Genomic DNA, 19,448 nt, shown 5'->3' with positions numbered 1-19,448 from the left:
ACGGTCTACGCCGTCACACCGTGTGCTCGTCGGCCGCGCTCAGCGCGGCGTCCAGGGCGGCGAGGCCCTCCTTGACCTCCGCCTCGGAGACGTTGCAGGCGGGGACGGCATGGGTGCGGTTCATGTTGATGAAGGGCCACAGGCCGTGCTTCTTGGCCGCCGCGCCGAAGGCCGCCATGGGGGCGTTGGCCTCACCGGCCGCGTTGTACGGCACGAGCGGCTCGCGCGTCTCCTTGTTCTTGACGAGGTCGAGCGCCCAGAACACTCCCAGGCCGCGCACCTCCCCGACCGACGGGTGGCGCTCGGCGAGCTCGCGCAGACCGGGCCCGAGGACGGTCTCGCCGATGTGTGCGGCGTGCTCGACGACCTTCTCGTCCTCCATCACCTGGATCGTGGCGACGGCGGCGGCGCAGGCCAGCGGGTGCCCGGAGTAGGTCAGACCGCCCGGGTAGGGGCGCTTGTCGAACGTCGCGGCGATCTCGGCGCTGATCGCGACACCGCCGAGGGGGACGTAACCGGAGTTCACGCCCTTGGCGAAGGTCATCAGATCGGGCACGACGCCGAAGTGGTCGGCGGCGAACCACGCGCCCGTACGGCCGAAACCGGCCATGACCTCGTCGAGGACGAAGACGATCCCGTACCTGTCGCAGATCTCGCGGACGCCGGCGAGGTAGCCGGGTGGCGGGGTCATGATGCCGGCGGTGCCGGGGACGGTCTCCAGGATGATCGCGGCGATGGTGGCCGGACCCTCGAAGGCGATGGTGTCCTCCAGGTGCGCGAGCGCCCGCTCGCACTCCTGCCGCTCGTTCTCGGCGTAGAACGGCGAGCGGTAGAGGAACGGCGCCCAGAAGCGCACGACGCCCGCGGAGCCGGTGTCGGACGCCCAGCGGCGCGGGTCGCCGGTGAGGTTGATCGCGGTGGAGGTGCCGCCGTGGTACGAGCGGTAGGCACTCAGGATCTTGTGACGGCCCGTGTGCAGACGGGCCATCCGGACGGCGTTCTCGACGGCCTCGGCACCGCCGTTGGTGAAGAAGATCTTGTCCAGGTCACCCGGCGTGCGCTCGGCGATGAGGCGTGCGGCCTCGGAGCGTACGTCGAGGGCGAAGGCGGGCGCGAAGGTGGTGAGCTTCGCGGCCTGCTCCTGGATGGCGGCGACGACCTTCGGGTGCTGGTAGCCGATGTTGGTGTAGACGAGGCCGCTGGTGAAGTCGAGGTAGCGGTTGCCGTCGTAGTCCCAGAAGTACGAACCTTCGGCGCCGGCGACGGCGAGGGGGTCGATCAGGCCCTGGGCGGACCAGGAGTGGAACACGTGCGCACGGTCGGCGGCCTTCACGGCCGCGCCGGCCTGGGGGTCGGGTTCGACATGAGGGGTCATGTCGCCAGGGTAGGTACGCGCAGGTCGGAGCGGCCATGACCATCTTGTCCACCGAGACCCGGAGGGACCCGACACGTTGCCGGGGCCGTATCACCATTGACAGCACTCTGTCGTCATGACAGCCTTCTGTCATACAGGGAACGGCACCGACACGAGCAGGAGGCCCGTCATGGCCCGCACCGTCCACCTCGCCGTCTACGACACCCTCGCCGACTGGGAGCCCGGCCACGCCACCGCCTGGCTCGCCCGTGCGGGCCACGAGATCCGCACCGTCGGGCCGACCACCGACCCCGTCACCACCATCGGCGGGATGCGGATCGTCCCCGACCTCGCCCTGGAGGACCTCCGGCCCGAGGACAGCGCGCTCCTGATCCTGCCGGGCGGCGACCTCTGGGACACGGGCGACGACCTCGCCCCCTTCGCGGCCGCGGCGCGCCGCTTCCTCGACGCGGGCGTCCCCGTCGCCGCCATCTGCGGCGCCACGGCGGGACTGGCCCGCGAGGGCCTCCTCGACGACCGCGCGCACACCAGCGCCGTCTCGTTCTACCTGGCCGCGACCGGCTACAAGGGCGGCGAGCACTACGTCGACGCGGACGCGGTCACCGACAAGGGCGCCGACGGCGCCGGCGACCTGATCACGGCCGGACCGACCGAGCCGGTGGCCTTCGCCCGCGAGGTGCTCGGACGGATGGGCGCCTTCGAGGGCGCCCGACTGGACGCCTGGTACCGCCTCTTCCACGACTCGGACCCGGCGGCGTACGAAGAGCTCAACTCGTGAACCGCGAGCAGCAGGACGCCCTCACCCGCACGGCGCTCGGCGTCTTCCGTCTGAACGGCCAGTTCCTCGCCGTCTCCGAGGAGCTGGCCCGCCCGGTCGGCCTCACCGCCGCCTGGTGGCAGGTCCTCGGAGCCGTACTGCGCGACCCCCAGCCGGTCGCCGGCATCGCCCGCACCATGGGCATCACCCGCCAGAGCGTGCAGCGCGTCGCCGACCTCCTGGTGGAGCGTGGCCTCGCGGTGTACGAGCCCAATCCGGCCCACCGCCGCGCCAAGCTCCTGACCCCGACGGCCGACGGCCGCGCGGCCGTCGAACGCCTCGACCCGGGCCACGCGGCCCTCGCGGCCCGCCTCGCGAACGCCCTCGGCGGCCAGGCGGAGTTCGAGGAGACCGTACGGGTCCTGGAGCGGCTCTCCCGGGCACTGGAGAAGGTCAGCGGGAGCGACCCCGCTCCCCCGGTCGGTTCGTGGCCCCCCGCGCGTACGCCCTCGCCCGAGTGAACACCGGGTCCCGACGCACAGGAGGGCGTCCCGGACAGGTTCGGGGCGTGTCCGGGACGCCGTCGTGGATGTCCCGGACGGGGAAGGGCCTTTCGCCCGCTTCCGTCGGGCGGCCAGAGTGGCGCCGCGTCGGGCCCCGGAACGCCGGGGCCCAAGCGACGGAGGAGTCACTCAGCATGATGGTTCGCACGTTGTTCGCGAGCGCGGGGGTGGGTGCCATGCTCGCGGTGGGCGCCATGGCCGCTCCCGCGTCGGCCGCGCCGGCACAGGCGTCGGTGGCCGATGTCGTGATCATGTCCTGCCCGCCCCCGCCCACCTCACCGACGCCTCGAGCGGGCTACCGCTGCCTGTCGTCGTACTGGAGCGAGGCCGAGTGCGATGCCGGCGTCCGGCGTCACATCGCCGCCACTCCCGCGACCTCGGGCTACTGCCAGAGGAGCGGCGCGAGCTGGTGGGGCTTCGTCAACAAGTACTGACGAACACTGCGGTTCCCGGGACCCTCCGCCAAGGGCCCCGGGAACCGACGTCGTACGCGGTCGTGCGGCTCAGCAGTACAGGTTCGAACCCGTCGGAACGCCCAGGAGCTGGGCGAACTGCTGGTACTTGCTCACCCGGCTCTGGACCTGCGCCGGGTTCTTGCCGTCGCACTCCAGCGCGCCGTTGATCGAGCGGATCGTCTGGCCGAAGCCCGCGCCGTTGACCATGGCGTTGTGGCCGGTCATCGTGCCGGGGCCGTTCTGGGTGTTCCAGTACCAGAGGCCGGTCTTCCAGGCGACGGCCGCCTCGCGCTCGACGCGGTACGGGTTGTTGAGGAGGTCGATGCCGAGGGCGTCACCGGCGGCCTTGTAGTTGAAGTTCCAGGAGAGCTGGATGGGGCCGCGGCCGTAGTAGGCGGCCCGGCCGGCGGGGCAGCCGTAGGGCTGGCCGCTGTCGCAGTAGTGGGGGTAGTTGGCGGTGTTCTGCTCGACGATGTGGACCAGGCCGCCGGTCTCGTGGCTGACGTTGGCGAGGAAGGCCGCGGCCTCCTGCTTCTTCACGGTGTCGCTGCCGGTGTTCGCGAAGGCCGGGTAGGCGCTGAGGGCCGCCGTCAGACCGCTGTACGTGTAGAAGGAGTTCCGGCTCGGGAACATCTGGTTGAACTGGCCTTCGGTGACGACGAATCCGGAGGACGGAGGCGGCGTCGTACCGCCACCGCCGCCGCACGTGCCCTCGTCGCGCCAGACGTCGGCGGTGCCGGGGCGTTCGTTCTGCGTCCACCACTTCGCGTACCAGTTGTGGCCGTTGTACGAAGCGGTCATGCCGCCCGTGTAGACGCTGGAGGAGTTCCAGCCCGCCACACAGGCGGGGGCCGCGCCCGCGTTCGCGGGGAGGAGTACGGCGAGACCGATCGCCGCGCAGAGGGCGGCCATGAGAGTGAGCAGGCGTCGCAGCATGCGCTCGTCCTTCCGTGGGGGAAGGCCAGGGAAGCGCCTTTGGTCTGGACCTGTCAAGGTCTAGACCAGCTTTTGTGACACGCGTGGCCAGACGCCCTCAGCGGTGGAGCAGGCGCTCCAACAGGCTTGTCAGCACGGCGCGTTCGGCCTGGGAGAGCGGCTCCAGCAGCTCGTCCTGGACCTCGGCGAGGATCCGGTCGAGGCGTTCGAGATGCTCCCGGCCCCGCGCGGTGAGTGTGACGACGTTGCGGCGGCGGTCCTCCGGGTCCGTGGTGCGCTCGACATGGCCGCGTTCGGCGAGTTCGTTGATGACGGCGACCAGGTCGCTGCGGTAGATGCCGGTGCGACGGCTCAGGCCGGCCTGACTGGTCGGGCCGAAGTCGTCGAGGGAGACGAGCACCGCGTAGTGCCACTTGCGGGCGTCCTCGCCCGCGAGTCCGGCACTGACGAGGCGGTCCGCCCGCGCGGCGGTCAGGGCGAGCAGACGGCTCGGCAGCGCGCGAAGGCGGGCCGGGGTCTGCCGCTCGTCCGTCTCGTGGGCATGGTCCCCGGCCTCTGCGCTCATGTCGCGACTCATGCCGCGCAGATTACGGCCTCATCCTTTGAACGGGTTCGAAACACCGACAGATTCGTCTGATCTGGCTGTTACGCTCCCCTGACCTGCACGGGGGGCCGGAGCAGGGGGAACGGGGAAACGGGGAGGGAACTCAGTTGGTTCGTCATACCCTCGCGCGGGGCGCGCTCGCCGCCGCGCTGGGCATCGGCTGCACCATGGGCGGTGTGGTGCCGCTCGCGACATCGGCCGCCGCGGACACACCGGTGCCGCAGGAGGTCGTGGTGCCGGCGGCCCACCACAAGGACCCGCGGGAGGCGAAGTTCTTCCGCGCCGGGAGCGCCGTGTCCGGTGACGCCGACTCCGTCGGCGTGGAGGGCGTCTTCCATTCGGAGGCGGGGACCCAGGGCACCCTGTGGACCCGATTCTCGGACGGGAAAAGCTTCCCGGTCACCGCGCCGGAGGGGGGCACCGTCAGGGGCACCGGTACCGACGCCCTGGCGTACGTCCATCCCGACCGCGTCGAACTGCGGCACGCGGACGGCTCCGTCCGCACCGTCGCCGTGCCGGCCGGCCGGACCGGAGTAAAGGTCTACGGCTCCACCGTCGTCGCCTTCGACACCACGGCGAAGACCGCGCACCTGCTGACGCCCAAGGCCGACGGTACGACCGCCGACGTGGAGATCGAGGAGCTTCGGGGCTTCGACTACACGACGGCCGTGGCGGGTGACGCCGAGTCGATCGTGCTGCCGGGCCCCGCCGGCAACGGGAAGCACCGCTTCGTCGTGGTCTCCGCCGTCACCGGCAGGATCCAGGGGCTCACCCCCGAGGTGTACTCGTGGGACACCGACGTGCTCCTCTCGCCCAAGTACATCGCGATGTACGACGGCACCCGGGGCAGCAGCGTCGAGATCGCCTCCCGCACCGACCTGTCGGCACCGCTCATCACGAAGTACCTGAGCAGCGCCCGCACGCCGATGGACCACCTGGGCATCGTCGGCGACCGGCTGACCTTCAACGCTTCGGGCAAGGACTCGTTCAACCTCAGTTCCGTGCCCATCAAGGGCACCGGCCTGGTCGAGCTGATCAAGGACAGCTACCGGTCGGCCGTCGGGCCCGACGGCACGGTCGTCGCCGTGGGTGGTACGGGACCGGCCGACTGGGGCATCCGGCGCGTCACGGCCGGAGTCGACGGCAAGCCTGTCGTGTCGCTGGTGAAGAAGCTGCCGCCTCACACGGCGCGCATCGAGAGTCTCGCCCTCGCCCAGGGAGAGCTCTCGGTCCTCGACCACAGCGACTCCTTCAGCTGGCAGACCGCCGCCACCCCCAGCCGGTGGAACCGGCTGGTCAGCACGACCGGGCCCTTGAGCTACGGCGAGCGCAAGCAACAGCACAGCATGTCCCTGTGCTTCGCGGGCAAAGTCGTGTGCTCCGAGTACTGGGCCACCGGCGACGGACGATTCGTCTCACGCTCCGGCGGCATGTTCTTCCTCAGCGGTCCTGACGTCTCCAGCTACACGCGCCAGGACGACACCGCCCGGCTGCGGGACGTCAACGGCCCGTACCTGATCGTGGACACCACCGTGGGATCGGTCCCCACGCAGCGCGTCCTGCACCTCGCGGAAGGTGCCGGTGACGGCACCGGCGCCGGCACCGTCCTGGAGGAGCGCGCACCGGTCGCCGCCGCCCTGTGGGGCTCCGTGCTGTGGAGCGCCGAGAAGGAGAAGGGCGCGGTCACGGCCAAAGACCTGAAGACCGGTCAGACCGTCGAGACGGTGAACACGGGCGCCCCGTGCGTCCCCGAGGAGCTCCAGAGCACCGGCCGTTGGCTCTACTGGAGCTGCGGCGGGAACGGGCCCGCCGGGGTCTACGACCGTACCGCGAAGTCCTCCCAGGCCGTCCCTTCGGACGAGGCCCTGCTCGGCGACGGCTACGTCGTCACCCACGACAAGGCCGCCGGCAAGCTCGTCCTCACCGGCACCGACGCCGCCCACCCGGTCAGCCGCGTCGTCGGCGACCTGCCCGACACCGGCGTCTCCCAGCGGCGCGCCCGCTGGACCGTGGACAAGTTCGGCGGCCACATCGCCTACGCGGACGCCGAGGAGCAGGTGCATCTCGTCCGGAGCGGCATCGCGCCTCAGCCCCTCCAGGTCCTCTCCCGGCAGGACTCCCCCCTCACGCTCCCGGGCAACAACACGCCGCTGACCGCGGTGACGGCGTCGCGGCCCTTCGGGGACTGGTCCCTGACGGCCCGCCACCTCCTCACCGGCAAGGTCAGCGTGCTGGCCTCCGGGACCGACGCTCACTACCTGCGGCCGATCTGGACGGGCTACGACAAGGACTGGAACCACCTGGCCAACGGCGAGTACGCCTGGACCCTGACCGCGCGGCCCGCCGACGGCGTCGGCGGCGACGTGAAGCTGACCGGCACCACCATCCTGCGCGGGGGCAGCTCGCCCGCGAGCGATTCGTTCACGAGCCTGCCGACCCGGCGCGTGATGGACACCCGCGACGGCACCGGAGTCTCCAAGGCCAAGCTCGGCCCCCGGGGCACGGTCACGCTGGACCTGACGGACCTCCCGGGCATCAGCGAGTACACCACCGAGGCCGTGGCGCTGCACGTCACCGCCACCAACGCGACCGCGGGCACGTTCGTGTCCGCATACCCCGCCCACACGACCCGCTCCAGTGCGTCGAACCTGAACGTGCCGGCCGGCGAGACGGTCTCCAACCTGGTCGTGGTTCCCCTCACGTACGGGAAGGCGACCTTCTACAACCACGGCGGCACGGTCGACCTCATCGCCGACCTCGCCGGCGCGTACGCCCATTCCGACGAGGAGGGCTCCCTCTACCGGCCGATGACGCCCTGGCGGGCCCTGGACACCCGCAGCGGCCTGGGCGTGCCCAAGGCGAAGGTGCAGGGCGGCTCGCGGGCACATCTGTCCTTCAAGGGCACCGCCGTGGGCGGCGAGGACGTGACCGCGGTCGTGCTGAACCTGACGGCGACCAACGTGACGAAGCCGACCTTCGTCGCCGCCCTGCGCACCGGTGACCCGGTCGTCGGTTCGCACCTGAACCCGAGCGCGGGCGAGACCCGCTCGAACCTCGTGGTCGTGCCGGTCAAGGACGGCGGGATCGACCTGTACAACCACAACGGGGCGGTCGACCTGATCGCCGATTTGGCGGGGTACTACACCGGCGCGAACCTGGGCTCGCTCTACGAGCCGCTGGCCCCGACCCGGCTGATGGACACCCGTGACGGCACCGGTGTCGCCAAGGCGAAGGCAGGCGCGAAGGGCACCGTCACGCTGAGCGTCGCCGGGAAGGCGGGCATTCCGGCCACCGGGGTCACCGCTGTCACCCTGAACGTGACCGCGACCAACGCGACCGCGTCCACGTTCGTCTCCGTCTACCCGTACAACACCACCCGCACCAGCGCGTCCAATCTGAACGTGCCGGCCGGGGGGACCGTGTCCAACCTGGTGACCGTGCCCGTGAAGGACGGGAAGGTCACCCTCTACAACCACGCGGGCAGCGTCGACCTGATCGCCGACGTCCAGGGCTTCCACGCCCTCTGACCCCGCCGTGAGGCCGGTCCGGCCGGGCGCTCCTCAGAGCGGCCCGGCCGGGCTCCTCAGGGCCGAGCCTCTCAGGCCGGGCTCCTCGGAGCGGCTTCTCAGGGCAGGCTTCTCACAGGCCGGGCTTCTCAGACCAGCAGCACCAGACGGCCGGGGCGGTGGCCCGCCTCCACCCTGCGGTGGGCCTCGGCCGCCTCTTCCAGGGGCATGACGTCCGCAACGCGGGTGATCAGCTTCCTGGCCGCCACCTGCTCCAGCATCTCCTTCAACCGCGCCTGGTCCGGCCTGCCCCGTACCGCCGAGACCGAGATGCCCCGCTCGGCGGTGGGCATCCGCTCCTGCGAGGCCGAGACGAAGACACCGTCGTCCTTCAGCACCGACAGCAGCGGGGGGCCGAGCAGTGCCGCGTCGAAGATGCCGTCCACGGGTTCCGGGAGGGACGTGAGCACTCCCGTGATCTCGGCCGGCGACGCGCCCCGGGGCACCGGCAGAACGTGCGCGGCGCCGAGCACACCGAGTTCGTACTCGTCGCCCGGGAGGCCGAGAGCGATCACCCGCAGGCCGTCCGCCACCGCGTGCTGCACCGCGAACCGCCCCACCACACCACTCGCACCCGTGATGAGCACGGTCGAGCCCGAGGGGAGCCCCAGTTGGTCGACCGCCTGCCGGGCGGTCACGGAGGACAGCGGCAGCGACGCCGCCGCGGTGTAGTCCACGTCGTCCGGGATCGGGGCGAGCCACTCCGGCTCGACCAGGATGATCTCGGCGTACGTGCCCTGGCCGCCCGTCTCCATCCAGGGCACGAACCCGGCCACGCGGGTTCCCGTCGGCATTCCGGGCGCCGGGTCGAGGAGGGTGCCCGCGAAGTCGGAGCCGAGGACGAGCGGCGGAGCGAGGGCGCCTAGGGCGGCGGCCCGCGCGCCGGAGCGGATCTTCAGGTCCTCCTGGTTCACGGAGGCCGCCTTGAGACGCACCCGTACCCGGCCCGGGACGTCGCCGGGCTCCGGCTCGGGCCGGCGGGCGATCCTCAGGACCTCAGGGCCGCCGTAGGCGGTCACTTCGACGACACGCATGGGGTTCCTCTCCGACGGCGCCCCCTCGTGGCCATTACACCCACGCTCCCCACCCCCAGCAACAGAAGCGCCGCCACCTGAAGGAAGGGAGAATTCCCGGTGGCGGGCCGCGACACCGCCCCCCGAGGCGCACAGGCGTCCGTACCGTCGCGGCCATGGAGTGGATAACCGCAGAGAACGTCATCGCGGTGGTCACCGCGCTCGTCGGTGTCCTCGTCTCGGCGGGCGTCGTCGCGTACGAACGCTTCATGCAGCGGGGCAGCCGGCTCGGCTACCGCGTCCAGCTCAACACGCCCCTTCGCGACGGGGACCAGACCGTCGGCGACCTGACCGTGCGGGTCGGCGAGGTCGGCGGCACCGAGGGCTCCACCCTCGTCCTGCTCCGGATCGAGAACGACGGCCTGCGCGACATCACCCACGCGGACTACGACCGGTCCGACGGCTTCGAGGGGCTGAAGGTCACCTTCGACGACAAGACCGTGCAGGCCGTCGTCGCCACCGTCCCCCAGGCCTTCGAGCGGGTCAAGCGCCACCTGGAGGCGGAGCCCGGGCTGCGCAGGGAGGGCAACGCCGTCCTGATGCCCAAGGTGTCGCTCGGGCGCAAGCAGTACTTCAAGCTGCTCGTCCTGCTCTCCGGCAGAGTCGCCCTCGACGAGATCGAGCTCACGGGCACGCTCAGGGAGACCGACGTCCACCGCAACCACAGCCGGAGCGTGGACGACAGGACGCCGACGTTCAGCCCCGCGGCCCGCAACATCGCCCTCGTCCTCGCCGCCTGCGTGGTGACCCTCGCCGCGATCATCGTCCGGGACGAGACCCCGCCGCCCATGGGCTGCGCCCGGGGCACGCTCACCGTCACCGGATCGACGGCGTTCGCCCCCGTCGTACGGGAGCTGGCGGAGAAGTACGAGCAGGAGTGCGAGGGCGCCACCGTCCTCGTGGACGCGCACGGCTCGACGGCGGGCATACGGGAGCTGGCCGCGGCCGGAGCCAGGAGCGGGAAGGGCTCCCCGGCCGTCATCGCGCTCTCCGACGGGCGCAAGCCGGGCGGCTACCCCCAGCTGCGCGAGAGCATGGTCGCCGTCTCCCTCTTCACCCTCGTCCTCAACGACGAGGTACCGATCGAGAACCTCTCCCTCGAGGACGTCCGCCGCCTCTACCGGGGCGAGATCACCGACTGGAGCCGGCTCGGGGGCGGCCCCGCCCGGCGGGTCCTGCTGGTGAGCAGGGACGCCAACTCCGGGACCCGGGAGGTCTTCCAGCGACGGGTGCTCGGCCGCAACGAGCCCGCGAACTCCTCGCGCGACTGCGAGACCCGGGACGACCCGGAGGCGCCCGTCCTGCGCTGCGAACTCGACAGCACCGAGCAGGTGCTGTCGACGGTCGCCCGGCTGCCCGGGGCCATCGGCTACGCCGAACTCCGCGCCGCGAGCGGCCTGAAGGGCCTGCACCGGGTCGCCATCGACGGCCGGGTGCCGAACGTGGACGAGATCGGCGAGTCGACGTACCCGTACCGGGAGATCGAGTACGCCTACACCTGGGGGCAGCCGCCGGCCGACTCGCTGACCTCCAGCTTTCTCACCTATCTGAGCCGGGGCGGCGGCCAGGACATCATCCGTACGCATGGCCATCTGCCGTGCGCGACGCCCAAGGGCCTGCGGATCTGCGGGGAGGGATGACCGGCGGGACGCCCCGAGGGTGAGAACCGGCTGCGGGCCGTCTGGCATCCTCTTTCGACGTGGAGCCATTGAACGCGGAAGACCCGGTCAGCATCGGCCCGTTCCGCCTGCTCGGCCGTCTGGGGGTCGGGGGGATGGGACGGGTGTTCCTGGCGCGTTCGGCCGGCGGCCGTACGGTCGCGGTGAAGGTCGTGCACGCGGAACTGGCCGCGCAGGAGGAGTTCCGGCGCCGGTTCGCCCGCGAGGTCGCCGCCCTGGAGCGGGTCGGCGGCACGGGGACGACTCCGGTGCTCGGCTCGGACACGGCGGCCGAACCGCCCTGGGTCGCGATCGGCTACGTCCCGGGCCCCTCGCTGCGGGAGGTCGTGGGCGAGGAGTCGGGGCCCCTGCCGCCCGCGAGCGTACGGGCGCTGGCGGCCGGGCTCGCCCGGGCGCTCACCCATGTGCACACCGCCGGGCTGGTCCACCGCGATCTCAAGCCCTCCAACGTCCTGCTCACCGTCGACGGCCCGCAGATCATCGACTTCGGCATCGCGCGCGCCGTGGACACGGTCACCGACGGCGGGCTGACCAGCACCGGCGCGGTGGTCGGATCGCCCGGCTTCATGTCGCCCGAGCAGGTACGCGGAGAGAAGCTGACCCCGGCCTCGGACATCTTCTCGCTCGGCTCGGTCCTCGCCTACGCGGCCACGGGCCGCTCCCCGTTCGGCACGGCGGACAGCGGCGTCCACGCCACCATGTTCCGCATCGCCCACGACGAGCCGGACCTGACCGGACTCGCGCCCGAACTCGCCGGGCTCGTACGGGCCTGTCTCGCCAAGGATCCGGCCGGACGGCCCGCGGCGACGGAGCTGGTCGAGACGATCACGGTCGCCGAGCCCTGGCTCCCCGCCGATCTGCTGGCCCGCCTCGGCCGGCACGCGGCGCGGCTCCTGGAGACGGAGACGATGGCGGCGGCGGAAGCGGGGACGGAACCGAAGGCGGGGGCGGCCCGAGCGGACTCCCGGACCGGTGGCGCCCTCCCCGTCGGCACCGGCTCCGCGGGCGACCCCACTCCCGTACCCGCTCCGAAACCACCGCGCCACCGCCGCACCGGTCCGGTCCTCGCCGCCGCCACCGCGCTCGTCGTCGCGGTGGCAGCTTCCCTCACGTATGTCTTCTGGCCGGACTCGGCCACCGGTGCCGACGAGCCGAAGAACCGCGCCCGGGGCGAGACCGGCGATGTCTCCGCCCGCCCGGCCGGCATCGTGCCGGCCGCGTTCCTCGGCGCCTGGGAGGGCGCGCTGCGGGGCTCCGCCGACCACCCCCGCGAGACCTCCCGGATCGAGATCGCCCAGGGCGCGGCGGGGGCGAAGAACGTCGTCTACGTCCATGTCACCGAGGAGCGGCTGTGCATGGGGCGCTCCCGGCTGGTCTCCGCCGACGAGGACAAGGTCGTCCTCGGCGAGTCGGACGTGACGACGAGCGTGCCCGCCCAGCGCTGCACCGCCGCCGCCCACCAGACCCTCACCCTGCGCTCGCCGGACGTCCTGGAGTGGAGCTCGGGGGCCGCGAGGGCCACGTTCCGCAAGGCGAAGGCCGGCGCGGAGGTCGTCCCGGCGGGGTTCGTCGGCGTCTGGAAGACCGAGCCGGACCCGGTGGTGTACGGGCCGAACGCCGACCGCTACTCCGACGAGGTGACCGTCACCCAGGGCCCTGTAGGGGCTCCCCTCTTCCATTTCCAGCGCGGCTTCCCGCGCCTGGACGAAGAGGGCAATCCCACGGCAGACGCGGTCAACTGCTCCTCCACGGCCCTTCTCGCCGGCGCCGGCACCCCGCTGATCATCGGCCCGGCGACGTCCGACCCGGACTCCTCGGACCGCGACTGCGATCAGGCCGGCACGTCCGGCTATGTGATGGTGGACCGCTTCAAGGGTCGAGAGCGGCTGCTCGTCTACCCGATGTTCGACGGGGAGCCGGGCGAGTACTACCGCCGCTGACGGCCGTCAGGCGCCGATGAGTTCGAGGACCGCGCGGACGGAGTCGAGGACGGGCTGGCCGATCGCCCCGGCCGTCGCGGCGATGCCCGCGACGGTCATGAGCGCGCGGCGCCGGTCCTCCGGCGGTGCCTCGGAGGCGGGCGCGGCGAGGGCCGGGAGCGCCTCGTCGATGGACTGCGCCGTCACCGGCGTCACGTTGCTCCGCAGCTCCTGGAGCAGTTGGATCAGCTCCCGCACGGCCGCCTCCAGCGCGGGCGAGGAGGCCTGAGCCCCGACCGTCCCCGACTGGTGATTGACCATGCCGATATTGCCCGTCCCGCCGTGCATGTTGACGGTGTTGCCGTAGTAGTGGTTGTTCTCGCTCATGCGCCCGCCATCCCCACGTTGCCCGATCCGCCGTACATGTTGACGTTGTCGCCGAAGTAGTAGTTGGTGGGATTGATCGTCAGGGTCTCCACCCGCACCTGGAACTCCGTCTCCGGATGCTCGATGGCGTGGGTGATGGAGTGGACGAGCTGCCGCAGCTGCTCGGGGTTCTGGGCGGTGACCAGGGCGGTCGACGCGCCGGACGTCTCGACGGCCAGCACGAAGTGGGACTGCGCCGACAGCACGGTGATCATCTCGACGAGGGCGTAGATCATGACGCCGAAGGCGACGAACCAGACCCAGGTGAGGATCGTCTCCCCGCCCTCGCTGCCCATGGTCGCCAGACCGCCGAGCAGGGTGAGCACGGCCGCCACCGCGAGCGTGAGGGCCACCCTCTTCAGGAAGAGCAGGACGGCTTCCTTGCGTCGGGGGCGCAGCGTGAAGGTGTAGACCCGGGCGATGTTGTGGAGCGGGTACGCCGCTCCACCCACCCACAGAATGCGCTTGCTGATGGTCAGGTCGATACCCCTCGCGGGCGCCGCCGGAGTGAAGGGGGCGTGCTGCGGTGGAGGTGGCGGCGGTGGTGGTGGCGGTAATGCCGACCCGGTGGCTTCCATGATTCCCCCTCGAGGTGAACCGCTTCGTCGAATGAAGCCACTATTAAGTACCTGACATGATCTCAGCACAAGTTCCGCTCACGCCTCAAGCGGGTTGCCGGCTATCTGAGTTGACGCCATGCGCTACCGCGCGGGAGTAGTCGCGAACCAGTTCGCTGGGGTCGTCCGCGCGCCAGGCGAGGGCGAAGCGGCTCGGCATCACCCCGTGGACGGGGAGCGTGACGACGCCGCCGCGCGTGAGCAGGGGCGCGTTGCCGGCGGCCACCAGACAGATGCCGAGGCCGTCGACGAGCGCCTCGTAGGTCTCGTCCGTACTGGCGATCTCACCTCCGACGACCGGGGGACGACCGTCCCGGGCGTCGATCGCCAGCCAGTGGTCGCGCAGTTCGGGTGTGCTCGCCGGCAGGGCGAGGAAGGGTTCGTCGAGCAGCTCGGTGAAGTCGACGCTCGCACGGCCCGCGAGCCGGTGCGTCTCCGGGAGGGCCACCAGCCGTGGCTCGGTGGCCACCACGATCCAGCGGAACCGTTCGGGAGCGGCGAGCGGCAGCCAGACGAACGCCACGTCGCTCGTTCCGTCGGCGAGGCCGGCGGTCGGGTCCTCCCAGCCCACCTGGCGCAGCTTCAGCCGGGCCTCGGGGCGCAGCGCGGTGAAGCGTGAGCGGATGGCGGGCAGCAGCCCGCCCCGGCCCGGGCTGGTGCTCATCCCGACGACGAGGGTGGCGCTCGCGGCCTCCCCGGCGCGCCGGGCCGCCGCCCACGCCTCGTCCCAGGCGGCGAGCACCGCGCGGGCGTGCGGCAGCAGGGCCGTACCGACGGCGGTGAGCCGCACGCCGTGCCGGTCGCGGTCGAAGAGGGGCGCGCCGAGCTGCCGCTCCAGGACCCGGATCTGCTTGCTCACCGCCGGCTGGGAGACGAACAGCCGGTCGGCGGCCCGGGTGAAGTGGAGCTCCTCGGCGACGGCGACGAAGTACCGCAGCTCCCGCCCGTGCACGTCCATGGTCATGACCATGGGTTATCACGACAGATCTTGGACGCACAACGCCTTCGTGCCACAGGCTGGTTGAGCCACCGAGGGAACGAACGAGGGAGTACGGACATGAGCAAGGTCTGGCTGATCACGGGCGCCAACAGCGGCTTCGGGCGCGCCTTCGCCGAGGTGGCGATCGCCGCCGGCGACGTCGTCGTCGCCGCTGCCCGCCGCGTCGAGACGCTGGACGACCTGGTCGCCGCCCACCCCGACCAGGTCGACGCGGTCACTCTGGACGTCACGGACGGCGCGGCGATCGACACGGTCGTCCGGGAGGTCGCCGAGCGGCACGGCCGGATCGACGTCCTGGTGAACAACGCCGGCCGCACGCACGTCGGCTCGGTCGAGGAGACCGGCGACGCCGAGCTGCGTTCCCTCTTCGACCTGCATGTCTTCGGCCCGTGGGCGCTGACCCGCGCGGTCCTCCCCCACATGCGGGCCCGCCGCTCGGGCGCGATCGTGCAGCTCAGCAGCGTCGGCGGACAGATGTCGATGGCCGGCTTCGGCGCCTACAGCGCCACCAAGTTCGCCCTGGAGGGCATGTCGGAGGCGCTGGCCGACGAGGTGCGCCCGCTGGGCATCGACGTCCTGATCGTGGAGCCGGGCGCCTTCCGCACCAGCCTGTTCGGCAACCACAGCATGAGCGAGGACGGCATCCCGGACTACGCGGAGTCGGTCGGTGCGACCCGCCGCTATGTGGAGACCGGCGGCGGCACCCAGGCCGGTGACCCGGTGAAGGCGGCGCAGGCGGTCCTGGCGGCGCTGAACGCGGAGAAGACCCCGCTGCGCCTCGCGCTGGGCGACGACTCGATCGACACGATCCTGGGGCACCTGGACCAGGTGCGGTCGGACCTGGAGACCTGGGAGAAGGTCGGCCGCGACACGAAGCTGGACGCGTAGGCCGGCGGTCCGCGACCACGGGAGCGGGACGACGTGAGGGCCCGTACCCCGGCCGGGGTACGGGCCCTCCACGCGCGTGTCCCTACAGGAACGAGTTGATCTCGATCGTCTCGGTACGGCCGGGGCCGACGCCGATCGCGGAGATCGGGGCGCCCGACATCTCCTCCAGGGCCTTCACGTACGCCTGCGCGTTCTTCGGCAGGTCGGCGAAGGTCTGGGCCTTGGAGATGTCCTCGGTCCAGCCCGGCAGCATCTCGTAGATCGGCTTCGCGTGGTGGAAGTCGGTCTGCGAGTACGGCAGCTCCTCGACGCGCTTGCCGTCGATCTCGTACGCGACGCAGACCGGGATCTGCTCCCAGCCCGTCAGCACGTCGAGCTTGGTGAGGAAGAAGTCGGTCAGGCCGTTGACGCGGGTGGCGTACCGGGCGATGACCGCGTCGAACCAGCCGCAGCGGCGGTCACGGCCGGTGGTGACGCCTCGCTCGCCGCCGATGCGGCGCAGCGCCTCGCCGTCCTCGTCGAACAGCTCCGTCGGGAACGGACCGGCGCCGACACGGGTCGTGTACGCCTTGAGGATGCCGATGACCCGGCTGATCTTCGTCGGGCCCACGCCGGCGCCGGTGCAGGCGCCGCCCGCGGTCGGGTTCGAGGAGGTGACGAAGGGGTACGTGCCGTGGTCGACGTCCAGGAGGGTGCCCTGGCCGCCCTCGAAGAGCACGACCTTGTCGTCGTCCAGCGCCTGGTTCAGGATCAGGGTGGTGTCGGCGACGAAGGGCTTGATCTGCTCCGCGTACTGGAGCATCTCCTCGACGATCTGCGCGGCGTCGATCGCGCGGCGGTTGTAGAGCTTGGCGAGGAGCTGGTTCTTGCCCTCCAGCGCCGCTTCGACCTTCTGGGTGAGGATCGACTCGTCGTAGAGATCCTGGACCCGGATGCCGACGCGGTTGATCTTGTCGGCATAGGTCGGGCCGATGCCCCGACCGGTGGTGCCGATCTTGCGCTTCCCGAGGAACCGTTCCGTCACCTTGTCGAGGGTGACGTTGTACGGCGTGATGAGATGCGCGTTGCCGCTGATGAGGAGCTTGGACGTGTCGACGCCGCGCTCGTTCAGCCCGCTCAGCTCGGAGAGCAGGACCGCCGGGTCGACGACGACACCGTTTCCGATCACCGGGGTGCACCCCGGGGAGAGGATTCCGGAAGGGAGAAGATGCAGCGCGTACTTCTGGTCGCCTACGACGACGGTGTGGCCGGCATTGTTGCCGCCCTGGTAACGCACCACATAGTCAACGGATCCACCGAGGAGGTCGGTGGCCTTTCCCTTGCCCTCGTCACCCCACTGAGCACCGAGCAGCACAAGTGCGGGCACAGGCGTACACCCCTTCCGGGCGGGGCATGTCAAGGTCAGCGGGCTTCCGCCGCCTCACCGGTGTGCCCCGGAATAGACGAAGCCCCTGGCGCAATAGCGCAAGGGGCTCTTGCACAAAGATGCTACCCGAGGAAGGACCGAGGTGTCGGCTCACGACCAGCTGCTGGTGGTCATCGACCCGGTCGCCCGCCGAAGTGACGGCGAGTCCGTACGGATCGCGAAAGATGTGCTGTGTGCGGGAGCGGAAGCGAAGATCTGCCTCCCGGACAGCCCGGAAGAATTCTCCCGGGCCCTTGCACGGCGGGGCTCGCGCCGCCCTGTGGTGATAGGGGACGACCGTGCGCTGCTACGCACCGTGACGTTTCTGCACCGGGAGCGTGAGCTCGCGGACGGGATGCTCGCCCTCGTTCCGATCGGCGCTCCGGGTTCCCTCGAAGTGACCCACGCCCTCGGCGTGCCGCAGAGCGCGGTGGCGGCGGCCCGCGCGGTCCTGGACGGGGCCGTACGCCGTCTGGACCTGCTGGTCGACGACAGCGACGGGGTCGTCCTCGGCGACCTGCGCGTCCCCGCCGTGCCGGGCGGCTCCCTGGCCTTCGCCCAGCCCTCCGTGTGGGACACCTGCCGTTCCCTGGTCCGCACGCTGGTGCGCCCGTCGCCCGCGCAGCTGGCGGTGCGCACCCACCGACTCCGGGTGGAGGCGGACGGCGTCCTGCTCAGCGACGTCGGCGCGCCCGTGGAGGGGGTGACGGTCCGCTCGCTGGGCGGAGTGGCCGATGTCACAGTCCACCCGCCGTCCGGGCCCGCCCTCCACGCGACCGCCCGCACCCTCACCGTCTCCGGCCCGGACTTCCGCTACCGGGCCGATTCCGTCGTGTCGGGCCCGGTGCGCCGCCGGACCTGGACGGTCCGGCCGGAGGCGTGGGGCCTGGTCCTGCCGAGGGGCTGAGCGAAGAGGACCGGAGCGACCGAGGGCCCCTTCGCTCGCCCTCGGGGCCGGGCTCGGAACCCGGTGGGTCAGACCTCCACCAGGAGCTCGTGGAACCCCCGGATCACGTAGCCCGGCTTCCGGCGCGGCTCCGCCGCCGCCCGAAGCCTCGGCGCCTGGCGCAGCAACTCGTCGAAGACGGCCGTCAGTTCCAGCCGTGCCAGCGGGGCGCCCAGGCAGTAGTGGATGCCCGCACCGAAGGTGATGTGCGGGTTGTCGGCCCGGCGCAGGTCCAGTTCGTCGGCCGTGGCGCCGAAGCGCGCCGGGTCGCGGTTGGCCGAGCCGAAGAGGAGGGCGACCTCCGAGCCCCGCGGGATCACCTGCCCGCCGATCTCGATGTCATCGAGGACCCAGCGCTCGAACATCTGCAGCGGGGTGTCGTATCGCAGCAGTTCTTCCACAGCTGTGGACAACATTTCCGCGGGATCGGCCCGCAGCGCCGCCAGCCGCTCCGGGTGCCGCAGCAGCGTCCACCAGCCGTTCACGGTCGTGTTCACCGTCGCCTCGTGCCCCGCGTTCAGCAGCAGCACGCACGTGGAGATCATCTCCTGTTCGGTGAGCTCCTCCACCCCGATGAGCGCCGAGATCAGGTCCTCGCCCGGCTCCTTCCGCCGCCGGGCGATCAGCTCCCTCAGATACGCCGAGAACTCGAGCGACGCCCGCACCGCCCGCCGCGCCGTCTCCTCCGACGGGTTCAGCTCGAACATCCCGCAGATGTCCGCCGACCACGGCCGCAGCCGCCCCCGCTCCTCCTCGTCGTCCGGGATCCCCAGCATCTCCGCGATCACGGCCACGGGCAGCGGCTCCGCCACCTCCGCCAGCAGGTCCCCGCCGCCTCTGCCCACCAGGCCGCCGACCAGAGCGGCCGCCAGCCGCCGCACCGTCGGCTCCAGGCGCTCCACCGTCCTCGGCGTGAACGCCTTCGACACCAGCCGCCGGATCCTCGTGTGGTCCGGGGCCTCCAGGTCGAGCAGCCCGTGGTCGTTCAGGGTGTGGAACGGCTCGTGCGCCGCCGGCGGCGCCTCACGGCCGAACTCCTCGTGCGTGAAGCGGTGCGTGTACGTACGGCCCAGGCGCCGGTCCCGCAGCAGCGCCGACACGTCCTCGTGGTGCGGGATCAGCCACTGGCGCGTGGGCGCGTACCAGTGCGCGCGGCCGCGAGCCCGCAGCTCGGCGTAGGCGGGGTACGGATCGGCGACGAACTCGGGGGACCAGGGGTCGAAGGCAACGTCCATGACC

At 71.5% G+C, this 19,448-nt stretch carries 17 protein-coding genes; 8 read left to right on the top strand and 9 right to left on the bottom strand.

Annotated elements, in window-relative coordinates; all coding sequences use genetic code 11:
* Positions 1–13: 13 nt before the first annotated feature.
* On the bottom strand, positions 14–1,375 hold the full coding sequence (locus ABZY12_RS07720; RefSeq protein WP_356888242.1) for an aspartate aminotransferase family protein: 1,362 nt from the start codon (positions 1,373–1,375) through the stop codon (positions 14–16).
* 169 nt (positions 1,376–1,544) lie between these two features.
* Between ABZY12_RS07720 and ABZY12_RS07715 the strand changes: the two genes are divergently transcribed.
* From ABZY12_RS07715 to ABZY12_RS07705, 3 genes are all read left to right on the top strand, one after another.
* Positions 1,545–2,153 (top strand): DJ-1/PfpI family protein, encoded by a 609-nt coding sequence (locus tag ABZY12_RS07715; protein ID WP_356888240.1) that lies wholly within the window; start codon positions 1,545–1,547, stop codon positions 2,151–2,153.
* Entirely contained in the window at positions 2,150–2,653 is a 504-nt protein-coding gene (locus tag ABZY12_RS07710) for a MarR family transcriptional regulator (protein WP_356888238.1), read from the top strand. The genes ABZY12_RS07715 and ABZY12_RS07710 overlap by 4 nt, the downstream gene beginning before the upstream one ends.
* Before the next feature lie 176 nt (positions 2,654–2,829).
* Entirely contained in the window at positions 2,830–3,129 is a 300-nt protein-coding gene (locus ABZY12_RS07705; protein WP_356888236.1) for a hypothetical protein, read from the top strand.
* 69 nt (positions 3,130–3,198) lie between these two features.
* Here ABZY12_RS07705 and ABZY12_RS07700 read toward each other — a convergent pair whose 3' ends face one another.
* Positions 3,199–4,086: a glycoside hydrolase family 19 protein gene (locus tag ABZY12_RS07700; protein WP_356888234.1), complete on the bottom strand. Its 888-nt coding sequence runs from the start codon at positions 4,084–4,086 to the stop codon at positions 3,199–3,201.
* 97 nt (positions 4,087–4,183) lie between these two features.
* Positions 4,184–4,651 carry a MarR family transcriptional regulator gene (locus ABZY12_RS07695; RefSeq protein ID WP_356888232.1) on the bottom strand — a complete coding sequence of 156 codons (468 nt, stop codon included), beginning with the start codon at positions 4,649–4,651 and terminating at the stop codon, positions 4,184–4,186.
* A 146-nt stretch (positions 4,652–4,797) separates the two neighbouring features.
* Between ABZY12_RS07695 and ABZY12_RS07690 the strand changes: the two genes are divergently transcribed.
* Positions 4,798–8,217, top strand: a complete 3,420-nt coding sequence (locus ABZY12_RS07690; protein WP_356888230.1) for a hypothetical protein — start codon at positions 4,798–4,800, stop codon at positions 8,215–8,217.
* A gap of 128 nt (positions 8,218–8,345) precedes the next feature.
* Here ABZY12_RS07690 and ABZY12_RS07685 read toward each other — a convergent pair whose 3' ends face one another.
* Positions 8,346–9,290 carry an NADP-dependent oxidoreductase gene (locus ABZY12_RS07685; protein WP_356888228.1) on the bottom strand — a complete coding sequence of 315 codons (945 nt, stop codon included), beginning with the start codon at positions 9,288–9,290 and terminating at the stop codon, positions 8,346–8,348.
* Positions 9,291–9,445: 155 nt separating this feature from the next.
* On the opposite strand from ABZY12_RS07685, the gene ABZY12_RS07680 reads away from it, so the two are divergent.
* Both ABZY12_RS07680 and ABZY12_RS07675 read left to right on the top strand, forming a co-directional pair.
* Positions 9,446–10,969 (top strand): substrate-binding domain-containing protein, encoded by a 1,524-nt coding sequence (locus ABZY12_RS07680; protein ID WP_356888226.1) that lies wholly within the window; start codon positions 9,446–9,448, stop codon positions 10,967–10,969.
* Between the two features lie 59 nt (positions 10,970–11,028).
* Entirely contained in the window at positions 11,029–12,948 is a 1,920-nt protein-coding gene (locus ABZY12_RS07675; RefSeq protein ID WP_356888224.1) for a serine/threonine-protein kinase, read from the top strand.
* Between the two features lie 6 nt (positions 12,949–12,954).
* Here ABZY12_RS07675 and ABZY12_RS07670 read toward each other — a convergent pair whose 3' ends face one another.
* From ABZY12_RS07670 to ABZY12_RS07660, 3 genes are all read right to left on the bottom strand, one after another.
* Positions 12,955–13,314 (bottom strand): hypothetical protein, encoded by a 360-nt coding sequence (locus tag ABZY12_RS07670; RefSeq protein ID WP_356888222.1) that lies wholly within the window; start codon positions 13,312–13,314, stop codon positions 12,955–12,957.
* The gene (locus ABZY12_RS07665; RefSeq protein ID WP_356888220.1) at positions 13,311–13,931 is read right to left on the bottom strand and encodes a DUF6232 family protein; all 621 of its coding nucleotides are present in this window, start codon (positions 13,929–13,931) and stop codon (positions 13,311–13,313) included. Before ABZY12_RS07665 ends, ABZY12_RS07670 begins: the two co-directional genes overlap by 4 nt.
* Positions 13,932–14,016: 85 nt before the next feature.
* On the bottom strand, positions 14,017–14,934 hold the full coding sequence (locus ABZY12_RS07660) for a LysR family transcriptional regulator (protein WP_356888218.1): 918 nt from the start codon (positions 14,932–14,934) through the stop codon (positions 14,017–14,019).
* 93 nt (positions 14,935–15,027) lie between these two features.
* Here ABZY12_RS07660 and ABZY12_RS07655 point away from each other — a divergent pair, with 93 nt between their 5' ends.
* A complete protein-coding gene (locus ABZY12_RS07655; protein ID WP_356888216.1) occupies positions 15,028–15,858 on the top strand; it encodes an oxidoreductase in 831 nt (276 codons plus the stop codon).
* 82 nt (positions 15,859–15,940) lie between these two features.
* Here ABZY12_RS07655 and ABZY12_RS07650 read toward each other — a convergent pair whose 3' ends face one another.
* Entirely contained in the window at positions 15,941–17,224 is a 1,284-nt protein-coding gene (locus tag ABZY12_RS07650) for an adenylosuccinate synthase (RefSeq protein WP_356888214.1), read from the bottom strand.
* A 142-nt stretch (positions 17,225–17,366) separates the two neighbouring features.
* Here ABZY12_RS07650 and ABZY12_RS07645 point away from each other — a divergent pair, with 142 nt between their 5' ends.
* Positions 17,367–18,170, top strand: a complete 804-nt coding sequence (locus ABZY12_RS07645; protein WP_356888212.1) for a diacylglycerol kinase — start codon at positions 17,367–17,369, stop codon at positions 18,168–18,170.
* Between the two features lie 68 nt (positions 18,171–18,238).
* On the opposite strand, the gene ABZY12_RS07640 is transcribed toward ABZY12_RS07645, so the two are convergent.
* Complete coding sequence (locus tag ABZY12_RS07640; protein ID WP_356888210.1) at positions 18,239–19,444, bottom strand: cytochrome P450; 1,206 nt, start codon at positions 19,442–19,444, stop codon at positions 18,239–18,241.
* Between the last annotated feature and the right edge of the window lie 4 nt (positions 19,445–19,448).

The sequence above is a fragment of the Streptomyces sp. NPDC006551 genome (assembly GCF_040611675.1).
In the GTDB taxonomy this organism is placed as follows: Bacteria; Actinomycetota; Actinomycetes; order Streptomycetales; family Streptomycetaceae; genus Streptomyces.
The sequence above is the reverse complement of the archived record's forward strand: the minus strand, read 5'-3'. Positions and strand labels throughout refer to the sequence as shown.

Excerpts from the sequence above, each read along its gene's own strand:
- ABZY12_RS07665 (WP_356888220.1), bottom strand. The coding sequence starts at position 13,931 with ATGGAAGCCACCGGGTCGGCATTACCGCCACCACCACCGCCGCCACCT.
- ABZY12_RS07655 (WP_356888216.1), top strand. The coding sequence starts at position 15,028 with ATGAGCAAGGTCTGGCTGATCACGGGCGCCAACAGCGGCTTCGGGCGC.
- ABZY12_RS07695 (WP_356888232.1), bottom strand. The coding sequence starts at position 4,651 with ATGAGCGCAGAGGCCGGGGACCATGCCCACGAGACGGACGAGCGGCAG.
- ABZY12_RS07670 (WP_356888222.1), bottom strand. The coding sequence starts at position 13,314 with ATGAGCGAGAACAACCACTACTACGGCAACACCGTCAACATGCACGGC.
- ABZY12_RS07640 (WP_356888210.1), bottom strand. The coding sequence starts at position 19,444 with ATGGACGTTGCCTTCGACCCCTGGTCCCCCGAGTTCGTCGCCGATCCG.
- ABZY12_RS07705 (WP_356888236.1), top strand. The coding sequence starts at position 2,830 with ATGATGGTTCGCACGTTGTTCGCGAGCGCGGGGGTGGGTGCCATGCTC.
- ABZY12_RS07720 (WP_356888242.1), bottom strand. The coding sequence starts at position 1,375 with ATGACCCCTCATGTCGAACCCGACCCCCAGGCCGGCGCGGCCGTGAAG.
- ABZY12_RS07660 (WP_356888218.1), bottom strand. The coding sequence starts at position 14,934 with ATGACCATGGACGTGCACGGGCGGGAGCTGCGGTACTTCGTCGCCGTC.
- ABZY12_RS07685 (WP_356888228.1), bottom strand. The coding sequence starts at position 9,290 with ATGCGTGTCGTCGAAGTGACCGCCTACGGCGGCCCTGAGGTCCTGAGG.
- ABZY12_RS07715 (WP_356888240.1), top strand. The coding sequence starts at position 1,545 with ATGGCCCGCACCGTCCACCTCGCCGTCTACGACACCCTCGCCGACTGG.
- ABZY12_RS07700 (WP_356888234.1), bottom strand. The coding sequence starts at position 4,086 with ATGCTGCGACGCCTGCTCACTCTCATGGCCGCCCTCTGCGCGGCGATC.
- ABZY12_RS07680 (WP_356888226.1), top strand. The coding sequence starts at position 9,446 with ATGGAGTGGATAACCGCAGAGAACGTCATCGCGGTGGTCACCGCGCTC.